Origin of the sequence: Clostridium tetani, assembly GCF_900167265.1 — a bacterium.
Taxonomy (GTDB): domain Bacteria; phylum Bacillota; class Clostridia; order Clostridiales; family Clostridiaceae; genus Clostridium_G; species Clostridium_G tetani.
Map to the genome: position 1 here is coordinate 135,524 of NZ_FUWT01000004.1, position 21,791 is coordinate 157,314.

Here is a 21,791-nt window from a genome sequence, read left to right on the forward strand (position 1 = left end):
GTTTGACCATAATATTAACAAAGTATATAATTTACTTGTAAATCTTATGAAACCTGGGAGGGTAAAATGATGTCACAAATAAGAGATGAATTAATAAAAAAATTGGAAAACAAAACAGCAAAACTTGGAGTAGTAGGATTAGGATATGTAGGATTACCATTAGCAGTTGAAAAAGCAAAAGCTGGTTACGAAGTAATAGGTTTTGACGTTCAAGATGAGAAAGTAAAAATGGTAAATGAAGGACATAATTACATAGGTGATGTAGTTAATTCAGATTTAGAAGAAATAGTTAAGAAGGGTAAACTAAGAGCTACTACAGACTTTAGTTTTGTAGGTGAAGTAGATGTAGTTGCTATATGTGTACCAACACCACTTGATTTATATAAACAACCGGATTTATCTTATGTAGAAAATTCAACTAAAAGTGTTGCTACATATCTTAAAAAAGGTATGTTAGTAGTATTAGAAAGTACAACATATCCAGGAACTACAGAAGAAGTATTAAAACCAATTTTAGAATCCACAGGACTAAAATGTGGAGAAGACTTTTTCTTAGCCTTTTCACCAGAGAGGGTAGACCCTGGAAATAAACAATTTAAAACTAAAAACACACCAAAAGTAGTAGGTGGATGTACAGAAGAGTGTACAGAAGTTGCTGCAGTACTATACAGAAATGTACTTGAAGGTGAAGTGTTTACAGTATCATCACCAGCTATTGCAGAAATGGAAAAAATATTTGAAAATACCTTTAGAAATATAAATATAGCCCTAGCAAATGAAATTGCTATGCTGTGTAATAAAATGAATATAGATGTTTGGGAAGTAATAGATGCAGCTAAAACAAAACCTTATGGATTTATGGCATTCTATCCTGGACCAGGATTAGGAGGACACTGTATACCACTGGATCCATTTTATTTGGAATGGAAGGCAAAGGAATATGATTTCCATACAAGTTTGATACAAACTTCTGGAAGAATAAATGATTCTATGCCTGAATTTGTACTAAAGAATGTAATGAAACTTTTAAATGGAAAGAAAAAATCTTTAAATGGTTCAAAAGTATTATTAATGGGTGTAGCTTATAAAAATGACATTGATGATATGAGAGAGTCCCCAGCATTAAAGGTAATAGAGCAACTAGAAGCACATGGTGCGGAAATTGTTTACCATGATGCAAATATACCAGAGTTTCAACATAAAGGTAAAACTTATCATTCAGTAAATTGGAAAGAAGTAGTTTCAGACTCTGATGTTGTTGTAATAACTACAGCTCATAGTGATGTAGATTACCAAGCCTTAGCAGATAAAGCAGACTTAATTTATGATACAAGAAATGCTACTAAAGATGTTAAGGGTAACGAAGAAAAGATATATAAACTTTAAAATGAAAAAGGATAAGTCTTAAGACTTATCCTTATACTAAAATTATGAGGTGATTTTATGGAAAAGTTAAAGGGTGCTATTGTAGGTTGTGGTAGAATATCCTATAAACATGTTGAAGCATTAATAAATAATAAAGAAGAGATAGAATTAGTAGCTCTTTGTGATATAGATATAAAAAAAGCAGAAATTGAAAAAGATAAATACATAGATGGAATGAAAGATTCAGTAGAAGTTAATATATATGAAAATTATAAAGAAATGTTAGAAAAAGAAGAAATAGATGTAGTAGCTATTTCAACTGAAAGTGGATATCATCCAGAAATAGCAATGTATTGTATGAGCAAAGGAAAACATGTAATTGTTGAAAAGCCTATGGCTCTTTCAATAAAAGATGCAGATGATATGATAGAATGTTCAAGAAAAAACAATGTAAAATTAGCAGTTTGTCATCAAAATAGATTTAACGAACCAATACAAAAATTAAGAAAAGCTATAGAAGAAAATAGATTTGGAAAACTTGTAAATGGAACTGCAAGAATATTGTGGAACAGAAATATGGGATACTATGAACAAGCACCATGGAGAGGAACTTGGAAATTAGATGGTGGTACATTAATGAACCAATGTATACATAATATAGATCTACTTCAATGGATGATGGGTGGAGAAATAGATACAGTTTATGCACAATGTGGAACATTTTTAAGAGATATAGAGGCAGAAGATTTTGGTGCAATAATAATAAGATTTAAGAATGGTGCTATAGGTATGATAGAAGGAACAGCATGTGTATATCCTAAAAACTTAGAAGAAACCTTAAGTATTTTTGGAGAACAAGGAACGGCTGTAATAGGAGGACTTGCAGTAAATAAAATAGAAACTTGGAAATTTGCAGATGGATTGGATAATGAAGAAGATATTTTAAAGAAACAAGAAGGAGATCCAGATTCAGTTTATGGTTTTGGTCATACAGCACTATATAAAGATGTTATAGAGGCTATAAAGAGTGATAAAGAGCCATTAATAAATGGAGAAGCTGGTAAAAAGGGTATGGCTATTATTTTAGCAGCATATAAATCAAGACTTACAGGAGAAGCTGTTAAATTCCCATTAGAAGATTTTTCAACTATGGATATGGTAAAACTAAGTAGTAAAGAAAGATAATACAGTACTACTGCTTAAATACATTTAAGCAGTAGTATTAAAAGTTTAAAATAAGGAGAGTTTATTATGAATTATATATCTGAGAAAGCTAACATAGGAGAAAATGTTTCCTTTGGAAAGTTTACTGTAGTAGAAGAAGATGTAGTTATTGGACAAAATTGTATTATAGGTCATAATGTTATAATTCATAAAGGAAGTAAAATAGGAGATAATGTAAGAATAGATGACAATACAGTAATAGGAAAAGAGCCAATGAGGTCTGTAAATAGTATTTTTAAGGATGAAAAAAAATATTCACCCACTAAAGTTGGAGATGAATGTTTAATAGGGGCTGGAGCTATTATATATGTAGGATGTGAAATAGGAGAAAAAGCTCTTATAGCAGATTTAGCAGTAATTAGAGAAGATGTATCTATTGGAGAAAAAACTATAATAGGAAAAGGTGCTACTATAGAAAATTTTTGCAAGGTAGGATCAAGCTGCAAAATACAAACTAATGTATACTTAACAGCCTATTCAGAGGTAGAAGACTCTGTATTTATAGGGCCTTGTGCAGTAACATCTAATGATAACTATGCAGCAAGATCCAAAGAAAGATTTGGAAAGTTTAAAGGTGTAACTGTTAAAAAAGGTGGAAGAATAGGTGCAGGAGCCACAATATTGCCAGGTAAAATTATCAATGAAGATGGATTTGTAGCAGCGGGAACTGTAGTTACAAGAGATGTTAAAGCTAAAACTATAGTAGTTGGAAACCCATCAAAATACTATAAAGATGTGCCAGAAGATCAATTACTAAAAAATCAATAATAATTTAGTAAATAACCATTTTCAGGGGGGAAATACGTGAAAATATGTATGCTTACATCAGGACATGATGTATTTGATAATAGAATTTATTATAAGGAAATACTATCTTTAAAAAAGAAATATAAAGATATATATATAATAGCTCCAGGATATAAAGATTTTACTACAGATGATGGAATTATTGTAAAATGTTTTCCTCCTAGAAAAAGCTGGAGAGATAGAATAAGACCTATGAAAGATATGTTTAATATAGCAAAAGATTTAGGAGTGGATGTATATCATGCCCATGAACCAGATTCTTTTCAGGTAGCTACAAAACTTAAAAAAGCTTTAGGATGTAAAATAATATATGATTCACATGAATATCATCCGGAATCTTTTTCAGAGCATTTTGGTGCTATAAAAGCACCAATGGAAAAGCTAATATATTTATATGAGAAGAGTTTAGGTAAAAAGGCAGATTATATTGTTACTGTTAATGAATTATTAGTAAATAAATTTAAAAAATATAATTCAAATGTAGAATTAGTTCCTAATTATCCTGTTTTGAAAGATGAAGAATTTATAAAAGAGGAAATAGATAATCCAACTTTTATATATGTAGGTGGATTAAGAGAAGATAGAGGTATATTTAAAATATTAGAAGCTATTAAATTAGTAAAAAAAGAGGATTGTAAATATATTTTTGTAGGTCCCTTTGAAACTAAAGAATTTGAATCAAAATGCTATAAATTTATAGAAGATGATTTAAAGGATAAAGATATAGTTTTTACAGGCAAAATTCCACATATGGAGGTTTTTGATTATTTAAGAAAAGCTCATGCAGGTTTTGTTATATTGCAACCAGATAACTGGAGATATGTAAATGCTGAACCTATAAAATTATTTGAGTATATGAGTAGTAAAACAGCGATTATAGGAAGTGATTTTCCTATGGTAAGAAATATAGTGGAAGAGGCAGAAAGTGGACTTTTAGTAGAAGCTACATCACCTGAGAGTATAGCTGAAGCTATTGAAAAATTATCTAATGATTTAGAAAAAACAAAACTTATGGGTGAAAAGGGATATTTAAAGGTAAAAGAACTTTATAATTGGTCTGTATGTGAAAAAAGATTATTAAATGCATATGAAAAACTAAGTTAAGCGGTTTTGGAGGAGCTATGTCTGAATTAAAAAAAGATGTTAAGAATGCAGCAAAATATAGTATGATTATAACTATGATGCTTGTAATAAGTAAGTTTACAGGTTTTTTAAGAGAATTTATAGTAGCAATACAACTAGGAGCTACTAGGGAATCGGATATATTTAAAACAGCTAGTGCAATGCCACAGGTGTTTTTTAGTGCTGTGGCAGCAGCTTTAGTAACTACATTTATACCTATATTTGCTAGTATAAAAAACGATAAGGAAAAAGCTAATAGATTTTTTAATAATGTACTTAATATAATAACAATTTTATGCATATTATTATCAATAATCGCAGTAGTATTATCACCACAATTAGTAAATTTATTTGCCAGTGGATTTCAGGGAGAAAGTTTTAATATTACTGTAGAGTTAACTAGAATTTTAATGCCATCTATAATATTTTTAGCTATAAGTGGACTATATACGGGGTATCTTCAATCCTATGGAAAATTTCTACAACCAGCTTTAACAGGAATTGCTGCAAATGTTGTTATAATAATAGGCCTTATAATATTTTATAAAAAATATGGATTAACAGCAGCAATAATATCAGTTTTTCTAGGGGCGGTAGCTCAAGCACTTACTCAGAGACCATTTTTAAAAAATAATTATAAATATAAATTTATTATAGATTTTAAGGATAAAAATGTTAGAAGAATGCTAATTTTAGCTGTTCCAATACTTATCAGTAGTGCAGTATCTCAAATAAACCTTATGGTGGCGAGGGACTTTGCTTCTAATTTGGTAGAAGGCAGCATTTCTGTAGTGGATTATGCTAGTAAATTTAGTACTATAATAAATCAAGTTTTTATAGTATCTATAACTACAGTATTTTATCCTAAACTAACAGAAAAATTTGCTATGAATGATATGGAAGGCTTTAAACAGTTATTCATAAAGTCTGTAAATTTAGTTATGATAGTTGCTATTCCATTAATTTTTGGATTAGCTACTTTAAGCGAACCTGTTATAAAATTAGTTTTGGAACATGGAACTTTTGATAGTGAAGCAACAAAGGCTACTTCTATGTGTTTAAAGTATTTAGCTTTTTCTGCTTTTGGATACTCCTTAATGGACATACTAGGAAAAGTTTTCTTTGCCATGAAGAACACAGTAACACCTATGTTAAACGGATTTATATTAGTAATTGTTAATGTGGCTTTAGTTTTAATATTAGGTCCATTAATGAAAATAAATGGTATAGCTTTGGCAACTACACTATCTGTAACTATTTTATCTTTAATTTTATTTATTGAAATAAAGATTCGTCTGAAAGGAGTAAACTATAAAAAGATATTTGTAGCTTTTCTTAAAATGTCCTTATCAGGTGTTATAATGGCAGTAGTAGTAGGATTAAGTTATAAAGGAATATACGATCTTATGCCAAAAAGTAATTTATATTTACTTATAAATTTAATTATATCCACAGCAGTAGGTGCATTAGTATATGTAGGAATGTTAATAATATTAAAGACTGAAGAATTACAGGATTTAATTAAATTAAAGTCTAAGAAGTGATTAGGAGAGAGTTAAATGGATAATAGAAAAATTAGAACTATAATGTATTGCACTTTAATAATAATTTTATTATTTGCATCAGGCATATATAGATTTAAATCTTATAAAAGCTATGGAGGGGCAAAAGAGAATTTACCTCCAGAGTTAAAAGATAAAACTATAGTTAGATTATGGATGAAAAAAAGTGTAATATCTCCTACTAGATCATATCAAATTGAGAAGTTTAATAAAGAAAATAAAGATAACATACATATAATTTTTACTGAATACAAGGAAGATTATTATAATGCTATAAGAACTACATTGGCATCCGGTCATGGACCAGATTTATTTGAATATGGATTTTCTACTCTTATGAAAAATGAACAAGTGACTAGCTTAGATAAAATAAATATAGATATGACTAATATAGATAAGTCAAATATAGTAAGATTTAAAGATATGCCAATAGGTATAAAATTAATGGAAACTAATGTGAAATTTATATGGAATAAAGACTTATTTAAAAAAGCAGGATTGGATCCCAATAAACCGCCTCAAAATTGGGAAGAAGTTATAGCTTATAGTAAAATTATAAAAGAAAAGTTTCCAGAAGTTACGCCTTTTGCATTTCCTCTAAAAGAGTATGAAGATGTAAAAGTATCTATAGGTGAGCCAAGTGTAAATGCAGGTAACATATATACTAGTTTCTGGGATTATAAAAATGGGAAATATAATTTTAATTATTCTAAAGAAATTTTGAATACCTATAATAAAATGTATAAGTTAAATTATATTAACAAAGACTTTGATAAAAAAAGTAGAAATCAACTTAGATCAGAGTTCTATCAAAACAATATAGCTATGATGATAAGTACTTTTGAGGACAAAGGATATTTTTCAAATATACTTCCTTTAAACTTTAATTTGGGAGTTAAGGATTTAATTCAGGTAAATAATAATAAAAATAATATTTATTATTATGTTCAAAATATGAATTTCTTAGTAATAAATAGTGAATCTGTTAAAGATGAGAAGAAAAAATTTGCTATAAAAAAAGTTTATGAATACCTTATAAACGAAGGAACAAATAAAGAAATTTTAAGTACTAGAAGTGCCCTACCAGTGAATTTAAAGGATACAAAAGTTACTAAGGATATATATGAAGAATATAATAAAGTGGATAAATATAAAAATGAAGATTATGATCCAACTATATTTTTAAGTAGGAACTCCTCTTTAGAAATAAACTTAATATTAGATGCAATAAAAGGACAAAAAACTGTAGATGAATCTGTAAAAGGATTAAATGAACAATATAATAAATACTTTAAGTTTGCAGAGGAAAAAGAGAATTTTGATTTTAAATACTACAAAAAATAAATTTAGGATATTAGAATGGAGAAGTGTTGGTAATGTATGAAGATATACATAAATATTTAAAACAACATTATAAAATAATAGGCATATCAGCCATAATATCGTTAATATGTACTTTGATCTCATTTAAGAGGATTGGGATTAAAAATTCAGCGATGCTTTTGGTGGCTTTGTTCTTTTTAATATTAGATATATATTTAATATATGAAGACAAAAGAAAGTCTATTTTATTATTCTTACTTTTGTTACCCATATTTACTACAGTTAGAAGGCTATTTTACTTTGACTTATTATTTATGAAAATTACCTTTGAAACTACATATATTACAATATTATTTCTATCAAGTGTTAAGGATGTATTAAAGACTTTAAAAGGTTTATATAAATCAAAGAATATTTTATCATATAAATTTATATTCTTAATGTTAGCCTTTATTATATTTTGTATAAACAGTAGTTTTTATGGAGTAGAAATATTGGGAAGTTTAAGAGAAGTATATATAGGACTGTTAGCACCAATAATGTTAATGCTTTGTTTTATTACTTATTTTAATAAAGAAGATAAATATAAGGTATATTATTTTTTAATTGTAGCACTAAATTTTAGCTGTGTGTACGGATATTTTCAATTGCTTAGCAAGGGTGTAACTTTAAGTTTAATAAAGAAGAATAGAATGTTTTTAACCTTTGGATTTCATAATGTAAATATATTTGCAGGAATATTAATATCCATACTTCCATTACTTTTAGAAATGATACTTTACAAGAAAAATAGTAAAAAAGAAAAGCTATTTTTATATCTATCCTTTTTAAATTATTCTTTAGCAATACTTATATCCTTTAGTAGGGGTGCGTGGTTGTGTTATCTTATAGTTTTATTTATATCTTTAATAAGTAAAAAATATAAGAAAATAATATTTGCTATGCTAATACCTGGAGTAATTTTAGCTAAGCCAGCTTTTTCATATATAATAAATAGAGGAACTACAACATCTTTTTTAAATAATGAATCAGCAGTAGCCAGAATGCAATCAATTTTTACTGATTTAATTATTATGAAGAATTATCCCTTTGGCATAGGAGGAGGTAATTTTTCAGAAGCATATAAAAAGTTTTCTTTTCAAGGATACTTATTAATGCCAGAAAATATTAGATTTAATTCAACAGCTGCCCACTATCCTTTAGAACATGCACATAATTTATTATTACAAATAGGAGTAGAATTTGGTTTAATAGCTGCGATAGTGTTTATTTTTATCATAATAAACAGATTAAAGTTTGCAAAATCCAATTTTCAATATAATAGAGGAGCTTTAAATTCTGTTATAATATATAGTATATTTTCCTTAGTTACTGGAAATGAATTTAACCACAAGGGGGTAATAACAGGTACTTTGGTTATATTTATAGTATTTGGAATTATAGAATTATCTTATAAAAGAGGAGATATAAAGATTAAGGAGAGTAAAGCATGAATTCAAAAAATGATTTGACAGTTTCTGTAGTTATTCCCTGTAGGAATGAAAAAAATTATATTAGAAAATGTATAGATTCTTTTTTAAATCAAAGTTATCCTAAAGATTTATATGAGATTTTAATATGTGATGGAATGTCTGATGATGGTACTAGAGATATAATAAGAGAATATGAAGATAAACATAATAATGTAAAGCTAATAGACAATAGAGGACTATCCGCACCTAAAGGTATGAATGAAGGTATAAGATATAGCAAAAAAGATGCTATAATCATTTTTGGAGCTCATGCCTATGCAGATAAAGATTTTATTTTAGAAAATATAAAAGCTCTAACTTCTAATGAAGTTGGTTGTGTAGGAGGACCTATTGAAACTATAAATGAAAACAATAAAGGTGCTTCAATATCTATGGCAATGAGTTCTCCATTTGGAGTTGGAAATGCGTTATTTAGATATGCACAAGAAGAAACCTTTGTAGATACTGTAGCTTTTGGTTGTTACAGAAAAGAAGTTTTAAATGAAATAGGATATTTTGATGAAGAGCTAGTTAGAAATCAAGATGATGAACTTAATTTTAGAGTTATAAAAAATGGATATAAAATATTATTATCTCCTAAAATAAAGTCTTACTATTATAGTAGATCTTCATTAAAAAAATTATGGAAACAGTATTATCAATACGGATTCTGGAAAGTAAGAGTTATGCAAAAGCACGGTAAACCTGCATCTTTAAGACATTTAGTACCTGCAACTTTTGTAATTACAAATATATTAGGTGGAATATTAAGTTTATTTAATAAATATATATTCTATCTTTGGATGTTAGAGTTAGCATTATATGTATTTTGTGATATAATTTTTTCATTTAAACTTATAAAGAAAAATAAAAATATAAAAAAGCATATATTTTTTATATTTCCCATATTACATATGAGCTATGGAATAGGATTTGTAAAAGGCCTATTTAACTTTTACATATTTAAATCCAAAAAGGCCATAGAAAAAAATACAAAGATGTCCAGATAAGCTATTTAAAACACACAATATTGAAATATCAATAGCTGTGTGTTAATTTTCTTTAGAATATAAAAATCTAAAATTTAAATAGAAGAAAGGATTCAAAAATGAATAACAGTAGAAAGATACTAAGTGTGTTAATTTTACTTTATATAATGGTATTGCCTATATTTCCTGGAAAATATAGTTTTAAAGGTATTCCCTTTAATGGAGATATAATTTTAGCATTAATTATATTAATTTATTTAATAAGTATAATTCTTCATAAGGATTCTAGAAAAAGATTTGTGAAAGGGTTTAAAGATTTCTTTACAAGTCCTCTGAGTTTATTTATATTTGCAATAATATGCATTATGGGCATATCTGTAACCTATGCAACGGATAAAAAAATAGCAATCAGTGAAACAATAAGATTTGCAACTTATGCAGTGTTATTTTTTATTGTAAAATATGAATTAAATGAAAGAAAGATAATAAAAAATATTTTAAGAACTTATTTTTTAACAACAGGGGTAATAGGTGTAATAGGTATAGTTGAATATTTTTTAGGTATAGGATTTATTCAAAAAAGTGAGACAGGAATTAGAACCAGAGTATTTTCTACTATGGAGAACTCAAATAACTTAGGAATGTTTATGATATTAATAGTTTTTCCTTTAATTATGCTATTTCTAAATGAAAAGAATAGAAGGGATAAGTACATATATGGAACATTATCTCTAATTGCTCTTACCAATATAATATTAAGTTATTCAAGAAATGCATGGTTAGGATTTTTAATAGGACTTATGGTACTTACACTAATATATAGTTGGAAAATTATATTAGGAATTTTAGGTATAGGAACTGTATCTATATTCATACCTTCAATTTTTAATCGACTAAAAGAATTCACAGATATATCTCAAAACATGTCTAGAGTTAAACTATGGGATATAGCCTTACTTATGATAAAAGATCACCCAATAAAAGGTGTAGGCAATGGAAACTATAGAGTTTTATATGATACCTATAAGCTAAAACTAAATAAAAAGATAGAATATTACCCTTCGGAAAATTTCCATCCTCATAATATATTTTTAAAAATACAATCGGAAATAGGTGTTTTTGGATTAATATCTTTTTTGGCAATGATGATTTGTATATTTAAAAACATAATTTACTTTGTAAGAAGGGAAAAAGGATTTTATGGTGATTTTTATAAAGGTTTTTTAGCTTCCTTTGTTGCTTTTTTATGTATGAATTTTATTGATAACTTTTTTTCAGCACCTAAGGTTATATCCTTTTTCTGGATATTAGTTGCTATTTTAGAGGGAATAAGATATAAAGAAAAAGTAGGTGGTTTATATTAATATATTGCAAGTTATATCAGGAAATGATAATGGTGGTGGCGGGAATCACGTTTTAAATATATGTACCAATAATATAAAAGATATGAACTGTCAACTAGCTTGCATAGGTAAAGGAGAGCTTTATTATAAAAGTAAAAAATTAGGTGCAAATACCATAGCATTTTCTCCAAAGGAAATAATAAAAGGAAAGTTAGTAGAGTATATAAATAAAAATAACATAGATTTAGTTAATTTTCATGGAGCTAAAGGGAATTTTTTATATTGGATAATTAAAAAGAATATAAATATGCCAACAGTGGTGACTATTCACAGTAATTATAAACAAGATTTTCTAAATAATAAATTAAAATATTATTTATTTACACCCCTTAGTATATTAGGCTTAAAAAGCTTTAATAATTATATATGTGTATCTAAATATTTAAAAGATTTAACGGACAAAGATGGTTTTAAAGGAAATAAGTTTATAGTGAATAATGGAATAGATTTTAATAAATTTTGTAGTGAAAAATTTACTTCTATTAATAAGCATAGTCTAAATGTAGAAGAACAGGATTTCGTATTTACTATGGTGGCTAGAATGCATCCTATTAAGAACCATAGAAATACTATAGAAGCTTTTTATAAATTATCTAAGGAATTTCATAATATTAAATTAATATTATTAGGTGATGGAGAAGAAAGAGGATACATTAAAAATAGAATAGAAGAATTAAGTTTACAAGATAAGGTTATAATATTAGGTTTTAAAAGTAATGTTAAAGATTATATAAAGATAAGTAATATAACAATACTAACATCTTTTAGTGAAGGGGGAGCGCCTCCAATTGCCATATTGGAAAGTGGTGCATTAAAAGTTCCCATAATAGCATCAAGAGTTTCTGATATACCAGATATTATAAATGATAGTAATGGATATTTAGTAGATCCTAATTCAGTAGATGATATTTATAATAAAATGAAAGAAAGTTACTTAAATAAAGATAAGCTTAAAGATTTAGGTATTAGACTTTATGAAAACATATTAAATAGATACTCTATGGATAAATTTCATGAAAGCTATTATAAACATTACAAGAATATATTGAAGAATAGTAAGCTTTGGAGTGAAGTCTAATGGCAGATAAAAAAGTAATAAAAAGTTCTTTATTTGTAATGGTATTAATTATATTAGGAAAAGTATTTGCACTTTTTAGAGATTCTTTAATAGCTGCTAAATTTGGTGCTACCTATATAACTGATATTTACAATTTTGCATTAGGTGTAGTTTATTTATTAACCACTATAAGTTACGGTTTAACAACCACTTTTATACCACTACACACGGAAAATATAGCACAAAATAAAAATGATAGAGATAAATTTGTCAACAACGTTTTAAATGTTTCAACCATAGTTACTATAATCATAACTATAGTTATGATTATTCTTTCTAAGGATATAATACATATTTTTGCTCATGGATTTCAAAAAGATCCACAAGTTTTTGATATGGCTGTTAAGGTTACGAGGATAATGTTATTATCTTTAGTATTTGTAAGTCTTCAAAGTGTAATTACAGGAGTTTTACAATCTCATAATGAATTTTTAGAACCGGCAGCTATGGCTATGGTTTCTAATATAGTTTATATTATTTATCTAGTATTTTTAACAAATAAATATGGAATAATAGGATTTGCAGTTGCAACAGTGGTAGCATTCTTTGCTCAGTTTATAATAAATATACCTAAATATAAAAAGCTTGGGTATAATTATAGTATTTATGTAGAGTTAAAGGATAATAAACTTGTAAGTCTATTTAAGCTTATGATACCAGTTATAATAAGCACCTCAGTTATTCAACTAAATTCTTTTGTAAATAGATCCTTTGCTACTAATATATATTTTGGTGCAGTTACAGTTTTGGATTGCGCAAATAAAATAAATACTTTAGCTTATGAAGTATTCGCCATTGGAATTGCAATGATTGTATATCCTACTTTATCTAAGTTAGGGAATAAAGAAAATAAAAAAGAGTATAAAATTGCACTTAATAAATCTATAAATATGATACTTTTAATAATGGTTCCAGCGGCTTTTGGTATAGCTATTTTAAGGGAGCCTCTTATAAATATAATTTTTAAAAGAGGAGCCTTTACAGATGAGGCAGCCAAGCTAACTTCACAGGCACTGCTTTTATATACACCAGCTATGATAGCATATGGAGTAAGAGATATATTAAACAAAGCTTTTTATGCTATAAAAGATACTAAAACTCCTATGATTAATAGTTTTATAGGAATTATAATTAATATAGTTATAAATATAATTTTAATAAAAACTATGCAAGTAAGTGGATTAACTTTAGCAACAACCATTTCAGCTATTATAATAACCCTACTTATGCTGGTAAAACTAAATAAGAAGTTAAAAGGAATAAATCTAACTAACATATTTATATCTTTTATAAAGATAACTTTAGCATCAATTATTATGGGATTAGTAGTTATACTTATAAATAAAATGTGTTTATATAAATTTGGAAACTTTACTAAGGGGAGTTTAATAGCAGTATTAATTTCAGCTATTTTAGGAGGAGTAGTTTATTTAATTAGTGTGTATTTATTAAAAATACCAGAGGTGGAGTATATAATTAATAGTGTCTTAGACAAACTAAAAGTTAATAAAAAATAGTTTCATTGTAAAAGAACTTTGTTTTTGATATATTGTATATGGTATTTTAGTGGAAAAATTTGTGTAATTATAAAAATAGGTGCAGTTTTTATTCTAGGAGGAATATTAATATGAGCGAAAGTCCCAAACAATTTATAAAAAGGTTTATCGCATTTTCTTTAGGACCTATAATATCAGCTTGTATTAGCTTTATAACAGTACCTATAACTACGCATTTTGTAGTACCAGAAGAGTTTGGAAAAGCTGCCATGTATACCATGGCTTTAAGTATAAGTTCTTTATTTATATTTTTAGGTATGGATCAAGCTTTTACTAGAGAATATAATACCCAAGATGATAAAAAGTCTTTATTTTGGAATTCATTGATAGTTCCATTAATATTTTCTTTTTTTATAGGAGCTATATATGTGATGTTTTACAAGACTATATCTATATGGATGTTTGAATCGCTGGAAAAACATGTAATGATTATGTTGGCGGTTTCTCTACCTTTCTCAATAATAGATAGATTTAATTTACTTTTGATAAGAATGCAAGAAAGAGCTAGGATATATTCTATATTAAATGTAGTAAGTAAACTAGCTAATGTAATAGTATTAGTCCCTTATGTACTTTATATAGATAAAAGTTTTAAAGGAATAATAAATGCTAATTTCTTTAGTTTAATAGTAATGTGCATTATAGAATGTTTTTTTGTTAAGGATTTTTGGTTAAGTAAATTTAAAGTTAACAAAGATTTAATACATAAGATGCTTTGTTATGGTTTTCCATTAGTACCAGCTACTATAGTTTCTTGGCTTCTAAATTCTATGGATAAAATGGCTATGAGATATTGGTCTACTTTACATGAAATAGGATTGTATGAGGCTGCTTTTAAGATAGTAGCAGTAGTTGCTATAGTACAGCAAGCTTTTTGTACTTTCTGGACTCCTACAGCATTTAGATGGTATGAAGAAAATGTGGAAAATGAAAAATATATAAGTATAAGTAATATGCTTATGTGTTTTATGGTCTTTATATTTATATTTATAGTATTATTTAGAGATTTAATAATAAAAATATTATCACCTAATTATGCTAATGCATCAGCTATAGTGCCATTTTTATTATTTTATCCTATAATGTATACTGTATCGGAAGCTACAACACTTGGAATAAGTTTTTCAAAAAAAACTTATTATAATATTTTAGTTTCCATAATAGCTACAGGCATAAATTATATTTTAAATTATATGTTTGTTCCTAAATATGGTGCTATAGGTGCGTCAGTTGCTACAGGGATATCTTATATGGTATTTTTCTGGGTTAGAACACTAATATCTAGAAAATTATGGTTTAAATTTAATCTAAGTTTTTATATATTAAATACTTTATTTATGATTATATTTGCATCATTAGATGGTTTATATCATAATACATTTATAAATATAATAATGTCTTTAGCTATATTATTTATAAATAGAAAAGAAATAATGATTATGGTTAATTACGGAAAAGGTTTTTTAAGAGAAAAATCATTTGCTTAATACAGGAGGATTTTATGGAAAATAATATGCCTATTATAGATGTAGAAAAACACATAAAGAATAGAAAAATTCAATTTACTTTAAAAAGACTTATGGATATCATACTTTCTTTTATAGGAATAGTAATATTATCGCCTATATATTTAATTTTAATAGTAGCTATAAAAATAGATTCTAAAGGACCTGCTATATTCAAGCAAGTTAGAGTTGGGAAAGACGAAAAAGAATTTGTTATATATAAATTTAGAACTATGGTTGTAAATGCTGAGAAGAAGAGAAGTTTAGATATAAATCCAGAAGATATAGCTAATTTTGTGTTTCAAAGTAAAGAGGACAATAGAATAACTAAAGTTGGAAAGTTTTTAAGAAAGAGTAGCTTAGATGAAATACCACAACTTTTTAACGTTTTTATAGGAAATATGAGTTTAGTAGGACCAAGACCAGAAATACCAGATGTAACAAAATACTATCCAAAAGAATATGCTCAAAGGCTTTTAGTTACACCTGGAATAACGGGATTAGCTCAAGTAAGCGGTAGGGGAGAGATTGAACTTAAAAAAACTATATATTATGATTTAACCTATATTAAGAATTTTTCATTATGGTTAGATGTGAAAATACTTTTTAAAACTGTATTTTCAGTATTCAGAAGTGAAGGAGCTTTTTAATAGTGGAGAAAATTATGTTTAGTAAAATATTGAGTTATGATGTATTTAAAGATAGCAAAGAAGAACTATTAAAATACATGGATAATTTTGAAAAAGTTCATATTATATCTGGTAATCCTGAAGTTTTGTATAATGGCTTAAATAGCAGTATTTTATATGAAAATTTTATAAAAGAAAATTCTATAATTATTCCAGATGGTGTAGGAACAGTGCTAGCTTCAAAAATAGTAAAAAACCCTGTTAAAGAAAAAATAGCAGGAGTAGAATTTGTAGAAAGTCTTTTTGAAAAATTTGAAAAAGAAAATAAAAGTGTTTATTTATTGGGAGCTAAAAAGTCTACTTTGGAGAAGTTTGTGCAAACAATAAATAAAAAATATCCTAAACTAAATATAGTTGGAAAAAGAGATGGATATTTTAATATAGATGATTGTGAAGAATTAATAAGGAACATAAATATATTAAGACCTCATGCTATATTTGTAGCTATGGGATCTCCTAGGCAGGAATCTTTTATAATTAAATATATGGACAGATTAAATGTAAATGTATTTATGGGTGTAGGAGGAAGTTTTGATGTGATTTCAGGGGAGGTAAATAGAGCACCTAAATGGATGATTAACTTAGGATTAGAATGGCTTTATAGAGTAATAAAAGAGCCTTTTAGGGCAAAAAGACTATCCTCTATACCAAAGTTTTTAGTGAAAGTAATTAAAGAAAAAAGAGAACCTAACTTATAAAAGTTTAGGTTCTCTTTTAGATTCTATTTTAATTCTTCTAAAGAAGCAAATCTAAATCCTTTATCTTTTAATTCTTTTATAACAGAATCTAATACTTCTGTATTAGTTTTGGATACAGCATGTAGCAAATAAATAGCACCATTGTGAGCTTTATCTACTATACGTTTTTTTGCAGCTTCGGGGTTCGGTTGTTTATCAACATTCCAATCATTATAAGCAAAACTCCAAAATATGGTTTTATATCCTAATTCTTTAGTATAAGCTAAAGAAAGTTCACTATATTTACCCATAGGAGGTCTGAAGAATTTAGGCATTTCTTTTCCAGTTACTTCTTTGAAAATTTCTTCAACTCCCGTGAATTCTTCTTTGAATTTTTCTTTACCTTTTAAAGCAACTTGTGCCATTGAAGGATGATGAACGGAGTGATTACAAACTAAATGACCTTCATCAACCATACGTTTAATTAAATCTTTATTAGTTTTTATATAGGGAGTAACTACAAAGAAAGCAGCTTTTACATCATTTGCTTTAAGTACATCTAAAATTTTACTTGTATAGCCGTTTTCGTATCCTTCATCGAAAGTTAAGTATATTACTTTTTCACTGGTATCTCCTAAAAAGTAAGTAGAATGATTTTTAATTACATTTTCTACATCATTAGGAACTGTGGAAGGAGAACCATCTTTTTTAGGCTCAAAAAACCAATCTCTTTCTTTAGTCTCTAAAGAAGATTTACTAGAAGTATTTTTACTATTATCTTTTTTAGATTCATCATCAATTTTTTCATTATCATTTAAGCTCTTTGTTTCATCTTTCTTTTTAATATCTTCATTATATTTTTTATTTATAGGTGTCTCCACTTTGATTTTATCATTATTTGAATATTTAGGAGAACAAGAAGTTGTAGATAAAGATATAAAAGAGAAAATAATTAAGAGACTTATAGCTTTTTTCACTTAAATCACCTACCATAATTATGTTATACTTTATTTTGTGCTATACCAAAAATAATATACTTGGAGAGATATATATGAGTATGATAAACTTTTTAAAAGACATAGAAGATTTATATAATGTAATTGTACAACCAATAGATAATATTTACAAGAATACTGCTTTGGAAAGCTGTAGAAAGAAATATAATTTGAAAAAGAACGAATTAATAAGAGATTTCTACATATTAAATATAGAAAAAAAGAATGGTGTTGTATATACTACAGAGGAGATATCAAATTATCTAGTAAAGAACACAATAAAAAAAGAAGATATAATAAATAATCCTTATATAAAAATAATAGATCCTTCTAGTGGGTGTGGAAATATTATATTTGCTATATTTGATTATTTAATTAACATATATGTAAAAAGTTTAGATGAAATAAATAAAAAAAATAATTTGGAACTATCTATGGAGAATATAAAAAATCATATAGTTAAAAATAATTTGCATGTCATAGATATTGATAACTTCGCATTAAAGATACTAGTTATAGATTTTTTTTATAAAAATAATATAATATTTTCTAATATACAAAATAAAGATTTTTTAACAGATGATATAGAAGGAAAATTTAATATATTTATTGGTAATCCGCCTTATATAGGTCATAAAGATATAGAAAAAGAATATTTTAAAAATATAAAAGAGAATTATGGAGAAATATATATAAATAAAAGTGATTTATCCTATTGTTTTTTTAAAGGAAGTTTTGACAAGGGAAAGGATAATTGTAAAATAACTTTTATTACGTCCAGATATTTTCTAGAATCAGAAAGTGGAAAGAATTTAAGAAAATACATTGCAAATAATTTTTATATAAATAGAATTGTGGATTTTTACGGTATACGACCTTTTAAAAATGTAGGAATTGATCCATGTATTATTTTTCTTACTAAAAAAGACAAAAATAATATATATAATAATAGAAAAGTTGAAATTTTAAAACCCAGTAGAAGTAATTATAAAAAAGAGGAATTTATTAAAAGTATAATTTATGACAAAGAAGTTAAACACAGAGGATTTTTGAAAGAAGCAGAAGAGTTTAAAAAAGATAGATGGCTTTTAATTGATAATAAAGAATTAAATATATTAAAAAAGATAGAAAATAAATGCAAAATATCTTTAAAAGAAATATGTAATAGTTATCAGGGTATAATTTCTGGATGTGATAAGGCTTTTATAGTAAATAGAGAAGATATACAAAATAAAGGATTAGAAAAGAATATAATAAAACCTTGGATAAAAAGTAGTCATATAAAAAGAAGTGGTATAGAAAGTAAAGATATGTTTTTGATATACTCTAACGAAATAGATGATGAAAAAAAGTATCCTAATATAATAAAGCATTTATATAAATATGTTGATAAATTAAAAAATAGAAGAGAATGTAGAAAAGAAATAAGAAAATGGTATGAACTTCAATGGGGAAGAAAAAAAGAAATTTTTGAAGGTGAGAAAATAATATTTCCATATAAGAGTAAAGATAATATATTTGTATTGGATAGGGGAAATTATTTTAGTGCAGATGTATATTGTATGTTTATAAAAGAAGATACGAACTATGATTATGAATTTTTGATACGGATATTAAATAGCAAAATATATCAATTCTACTTTCAATGTTTCGGTAAAAAATTAGGTGAAAACTTATATGAATACTACCCCAACACCGTTATGGAAATGAAAATACCTAAATATTTTAAAAAGGGATTTTCAGAAGAAGAATTATATGATTATTTTAATTTAACCAAAGAAGAAAAAGAGATAATTGTTAATGAATAATGAACAATAAAGAATGAATAATTATGGATATTTTTCTCCATTATCATTACAAAAAAATTTAATTGTATAAAATCTTTACGCTTAGTTAGATTTTTATAAAATAGATAAATCTAAAATACCTTCGATATTAATTAAATTTTAACTAGCTTCATATGAGACAAATATACTTAATAAACCAAATAAAATTAAAGCTCTTCCGACGTAAGGAAGAAGAGCTTCATTAATTGTTCATTATTAATTATTCGCTAATATTAGCGAATATAAGGTTTTCTACAAATTTAGGTAAAACAAATGATGCTGAATGTAGTCTTGGAGTGTAATATTTGGTTTCAAAAGGTAAAACTTCTGGAACTGGTGCCTTTTCAGGATCGTGTTTCTTAGATCCAATAGTGAAGCTCCAATACCCTGATGGATAAGTAGGAATAGCAGCCATAAACAGTTTTGTAACTGGAAATACTGCTTTAGAATCATCATAAACTCTTTTTACTATTTCAGGTAAATAGAAAGGAGTTTCTGTTTGAGCTACAAATATACCATCTTCTGTTAGACATTCTGATATTTTACCATAAAAGCTTCCACCAAAAAGTCCTTCAGCTGCTCCGAAGGGGTCAGTAGAGTCTATTATTACTACATCAAATTCATTTTTATGTTCATTTACATACTTTATTCCATCTCCTATGAAAACTTCACAACGGCTATCTTCTAAAGCATTATTGCTTATTTCAGGAAGATGTTTTTTGCATTCTTTAACTACTTCTTCATCTATTTCACAAAGCACAGCTTTTTCTACAGATGGGTGCTTTAGTATTTCTCTTATAGTACCACCGTCTCCACCACCAACAACTAAAACTTTTTTAGGATTTGGGTGAGTGTAAAGAGGTATATGTGTTATCATTTCATGGTATACATATTCATCCTTAATAGAAGTTTGAACTATGCCATCTAAAACAAGCATTCTTCCAAGGGCATAAGTATCTACTATAGCCAAGTCTTGATATTCAGTCTTTTTCCTAACAAGGGTTTCTTTTATTTTATAGGTCATAACAGCATCTGAAATTTGACCTTCTTTTAGCCATAAATCCAATAAAATCAGCCTCCTAGCAAGTTATTATATTTTTAATATGACTATTATAACAGGCTTTACCATTGTATGCAATATTGAAAAAATATCTATAATTATCTATTGTTCACTGTTATTTGTTAGTTATTTTATAAGTGGTGTGTATAAAGTTTGATATAAATGGAAATAATAATAAAACAGATAAAAATAAAAAGAGGAAAAAAATGTAATATGTAGAATAGTAAAAGAGAAGGACTTAGTAAAAACATAATGCAAAATGGGGGGATTAATTTTGGATATAAACTTTAAAAAGATTGATGACAAGCTAATAACTCAAATAACTGGCGAATTAGATCATCATAGTGCAGAAGAAGTAAGAAGCAAAATTGATGATAGACTTTCTAGAGATAATATAAATAAATTAATAATGGATTTTTCTGGAGTAACTTTTATGGACAGCTCAGGTATAGGAGTTGTAATTGGAAGGTTTAAAAAATTATCCTATGAAGATGGAGTTGTGTGCCTTATAAATGTAAACGAAAATATTAAAAGGGTTTTTGAATTATCAGGTATGTTTAAAATAATAAATATATTTAATACCTTAGAAGAAGCTTTAGAAAATATTTAATGGGGGGAAATAAATATGTTTGATAATATGATGAAATTGGAGATTTTAAGTAAATCAGAAAATGAAAGCTTTGCTAGGGCAACAGTGGCAGCATTTGCATCTCAACTAGACCCTACTTTAAATGAGTTAACTGATATAAAAACAGCTGTTTCAGAAGCAGTTACTAACTCCATTATTCATGGATATGAAAATAAAGGCGATAAAACCGTAAAAATTGAAGCTTACATAAAAGATAAAGAATTGACAGTAATAATATGGGACGAGGGTATAGGAATAGAAAATGTAAATTTAGCAATGCAACCTCTATACACATCAAGACCAGATTTAGAAAGATCAGGAATGGGATTTACAGTTATGCAATCATTTATGGATGAATTAGAAGTTAAATCAGAGAAAAATAAGGGTACAAAAATTATTATGAAAAAAATTTTTAATAATTAAGTTAGGTGA

The 21,791-nt window shown here is 26.6% G+C and carries 19 protein-coding genes; 17 read left to right on the forward strand and 2 right to left on the reverse strand.

Translation table 11 applies throughout. The features are described from left to right. Nucleotides 1–69: 69 nt before the first annotated feature. The 14 genes from B5D21_RS04115 to B5D21_RS04180 all read left to right on the forward strand — a co-directional run bounded on the left by B5D21_RS04115 (nucleotide 70) and on the right by B5D21_RS04180 (nucleotide 16,871). Complete coding sequence (locus B5D21_RS04115) at nucleotides 70–1,386, forward strand: nucleotide sugar dehydrogenase (RefSeq protein ID WP_035108981.1); 1,317 nt, start codon at nucleotides 70–72, stop codon at nucleotides 1,384–1,386. Nucleotides 1,387–1,443: 57 nt separating this feature from the next. Further along, nucleotides 1,444–2,550: a Gfo/Idh/MocA family protein gene (locus B5D21_RS04120; protein ID WP_011100407.1), complete on the forward strand. Its 1,107-nt coding sequence runs from the start codon at nucleotides 1,444–1,446 to the stop codon at nucleotides 2,548–2,550. 66 nt (nucleotides 2,551–2,616) lie between these two features. Next, a complete protein-coding gene (locus B5D21_RS04125; protein WP_011100406.1) occupies nucleotides 2,617–3,357 on the forward strand; it encodes an acyltransferase in 741 nt (246 codons plus the stop codon). 36 nt (nucleotides 3,358–3,393) lie between these two features. Further along, entirely contained in the window at nucleotides 3,394–4,500 is a 1,107-nt protein-coding gene (locus B5D21_RS04130; protein ID WP_011100405.1) for a glycosyltransferase family 4 protein, read from the forward strand. A 17-nt stretch (nucleotides 4,501–4,517) separates the two neighbouring features. Continuing rightward, nucleotides 4,518–6,062 (forward strand): murein biosynthesis integral membrane protein MurJ, encoded by a 1,545-nt coding sequence (gene murJ, locus B5D21_RS04135; RefSeq protein WP_011100404.1) that lies wholly within the window; start codon nucleotides 4,518–4,520, stop codon nucleotides 6,060–6,062. Nucleotides 6,063–6,077: 15 nt separating this feature from the next. Then, the gene (locus B5D21_RS04140; protein WP_011100403.1) at nucleotides 6,078–7,424 is read left to right on the forward strand and encodes an ABC transporter substrate-binding protein; all 1,347 of its coding nucleotides are present in this window, start codon (nucleotides 6,078–6,080) and stop codon (nucleotides 7,422–7,424) included. Between the two features lie 32 nt (nucleotides 7,425–7,456). Next, complete coding sequence (locus B5D21_RS04145) at nucleotides 7,457–8,896, forward strand: O-antigen ligase family protein (protein ID WP_128993707.1); 1,440 nt, start codon at nucleotides 7,457–7,459, stop codon at nucleotides 8,894–8,896. Then, complete coding sequence (locus tag B5D21_RS04150) at nucleotides 8,893–9,924, forward strand: glycosyltransferase family 2 protein (RefSeq protein WP_011100401.1); 1,032 nt, start codon at nucleotides 8,893–8,895, stop codon at nucleotides 9,922–9,924. The genes B5D21_RS04145 and B5D21_RS04150 overlap by 4 nt, the downstream gene beginning before the upstream one ends. A 98-nt stretch (nucleotides 9,925–10,022) precedes the next feature. Further along, entirely contained in the window at nucleotides 10,023–11,267 is a 1,245-nt protein-coding gene (locus tag B5D21_RS04155; RefSeq protein ID WP_011100400.1) for an O-antigen ligase family protein, read from the forward strand. Beyond that, nucleotides 11,254–12,384: a glycosyltransferase family 4 protein gene (locus B5D21_RS04160; RefSeq protein ID WP_011100399.1), complete on the forward strand. Its 1,131-nt coding sequence runs from the start codon at nucleotides 11,254–11,256 to the stop codon at nucleotides 12,382–12,384. The genes B5D21_RS04155 and B5D21_RS04160 overlap by 14 nt, the downstream gene beginning before the upstream one ends. Beyond that, nucleotides 12,384–13,940 (forward strand): murein biosynthesis integral membrane protein MurJ, encoded by a 1,557-nt coding sequence (gene murJ, locus B5D21_RS04165; protein WP_011100398.1) that lies wholly within the window; start codon nucleotides 12,384–12,386, stop codon nucleotides 13,938–13,940. The genes B5D21_RS04160 and murJ (B5D21_RS04165) overlap by 1 nt, the downstream gene beginning before the upstream one ends. A gap of 110 nt (nucleotides 13,941–14,050) precedes the next feature. Beyond that, nucleotides 14,051–15,466: an oligosaccharide flippase family protein gene (locus tag B5D21_RS04170; protein ID WP_035124382.1), complete on the forward strand. Its 1,416-nt coding sequence runs from the start codon at nucleotides 14,051–14,053 to the stop codon at nucleotides 15,464–15,466. Nucleotides 15,467–15,480: 14 nt separating this feature from the next. After that, a complete protein-coding gene (locus B5D21_RS04175) occupies nucleotides 15,481–16,134 on the forward strand; it encodes a sugar transferase (protein WP_011100396.1) in 654 nt (217 codons plus the stop codon). Nucleotides 16,135–16,148: 14 nt separating this feature from the next. Continuing rightward, nucleotides 16,149–16,871 carry a WecB/TagA/CpsF family glycosyltransferase gene (locus B5D21_RS04180; RefSeq protein WP_035110322.1) on the forward strand — a complete coding sequence of 241 codons (723 nt, stop codon included), beginning with the start codon at nucleotides 16,149–16,151 and terminating at the stop codon, nucleotides 16,869–16,871. Between the two features lie 23 nt (nucleotides 16,872–16,894). On the opposite strand, the gene pdaA is transcribed toward B5D21_RS04180, so the two are convergent. Further along, nucleotides 16,895–17,827 (reverse strand): delta-lactam-biosynthetic de-N-acetylase, encoded by a 933-nt coding sequence (gene pdaA / locus B5D21_RS04185; RefSeq protein WP_011100394.1) that lies wholly within the window; start codon nucleotides 17,825–17,827, stop codon nucleotides 16,895–16,897. Nucleotides 17,828–17,907: 80 nt separating this feature from the next. On the opposite strand from pdaA, the gene B5D21_RS04190 reads away from it, so the two are divergent. Then, nucleotides 17,908–19,653 (forward strand): Eco57I restriction-modification methylase domain-containing protein, encoded by a 1,746-nt coding sequence (locus B5D21_RS04190; RefSeq protein ID WP_414646524.1) that lies wholly within the window; start codon nucleotides 17,908–17,910, stop codon nucleotides 19,651–19,653. 238 nt (nucleotides 19,654–19,891) lie between these two features. Here the strand turns inward: B5D21_RS04190 and speE are convergent, their stop codons facing one another. After that, nucleotides 19,892–20,737, reverse strand: a complete 846-nt coding sequence (gene speE / locus B5D21_RS04195; protein WP_011100392.1) for a polyamine aminopropyltransferase — start codon at nucleotides 20,735–20,737, stop codon at nucleotides 19,892–19,894. 268 nt (nucleotides 20,738–21,005) lie between these two features. Between speE and spoIIAA the strand changes: the two genes are divergently transcribed. Together spoIIAA and spoIIAB are read left to right on the forward strand one after the other, a co-directional pair. After that, nucleotides 21,006–21,341 carry an anti-sigma F factor antagonist gene (gene spoIIAA / locus B5D21_RS04200; protein WP_023439235.1) on the forward strand — a complete coding sequence of 112 codons (336 nt, stop codon included), beginning with the start codon at nucleotides 21,006–21,008 and terminating at the stop codon, nucleotides 21,339–21,341. 15 nt (nucleotides 21,342–21,356) lie between these two features. Next, nucleotides 21,357–21,782: an anti-sigma F factor gene (gene spoIIAB / locus B5D21_RS04205; protein ID WP_011100390.1), complete on the forward strand. Its 426-nt coding sequence runs from the start codon at nucleotides 21,357–21,359 to the stop codon at nucleotides 21,780–21,782. The last annotated feature ends 9 nt before the right edge of the window (nucleotides 21,783–21,791 follow it).

Excerpts from the sequence above, each read along its gene's own strand:
- spoIIAB (WP_011100390.1), top strand. The coding sequence starts at position 21,357 with ATGTTTGATAATATGATGAAATTGGAGATTTTAAGTAAATCAGAAAAT.
- B5D21_RS04140 (WP_011100403.1), top strand. The coding sequence starts at position 6,078 with ATGGATAATAGAAAAATTAGAACTATAATGTATTGCACTTTAATAATA.
- B5D21_RS04155 (WP_011100400.1), top strand. The coding sequence starts at position 10,023 with ATGAATAACAGTAGAAAGATACTAAGTGTGTTAATTTTACTTTATATA.
- murJ (WP_011100398.1), top strand. The coding sequence starts at position 12,384 with ATGGCAGATAAAAAAGTAATAAAAAGTTCTTTATTTGTAATGGTATTA.
- B5D21_RS04175 (WP_011100396.1), top strand. The coding sequence starts at position 15,481 with ATGGAAAATAATATGCCTATTATAGATGTAGAAAAACACATAAAGAAT.
- B5D21_RS04180 (WP_035110322.1), top strand. The coding sequence starts at position 16,149 with ATGTTTAGTAAAATATTGAGTTATGATGTATTTAAAGATAGCAAAGAA.
- B5D21_RS04190 (WP_414646524.1), top strand. The coding sequence starts at position 17,908 with ATGATAAACTTTTTAAAAGACATAGAAGATTTATATAATGTAATTGTA.
- B5D21_RS04115 (WP_035108981.1), top strand. The coding sequence starts at position 70 with ATGTCACAAATAAGAGATGAATTAATAAAAAAATTGGAAAACAAAACA.
- B5D21_RS04120 (WP_011100407.1), top strand. The coding sequence starts at position 1,444 with ATGGAAAAGTTAAAGGGTGCTATTGTAGGTTGTGGTAGAATATCCTAT.
- B5D21_RS04125 (WP_011100406.1), top strand. The coding sequence starts at position 2,617 with ATGAATTATATATCTGAGAAAGCTAACATAGGAGAAAATGTTTCCTTT.
- murJ (WP_011100404.1), top strand. The coding sequence starts at position 4,518 with ATGTCTGAATTAAAAAAAGATGTTAAGAATGCAGCAAAATATAGTATG.
- B5D21_RS04145 (WP_128993707.1), top strand. The coding sequence starts at position 7,457 with ATGTATGAAGATATACATAAATATTTAAAACAACATTATAAAATAATA.
- B5D21_RS04150 (WP_011100401.1), top strand. The coding sequence starts at position 8,893 with ATGAATTCAAAAAATGATTTGACAGTTTCTGTAGTTATTCCCTGTAGG.
- B5D21_RS04170 (WP_035124382.1), top strand. The coding sequence starts at position 14,051 with ATGAGCGAAAGTCCCAAACAATTTATAAAAAGGTTTATCGCATTTTCT.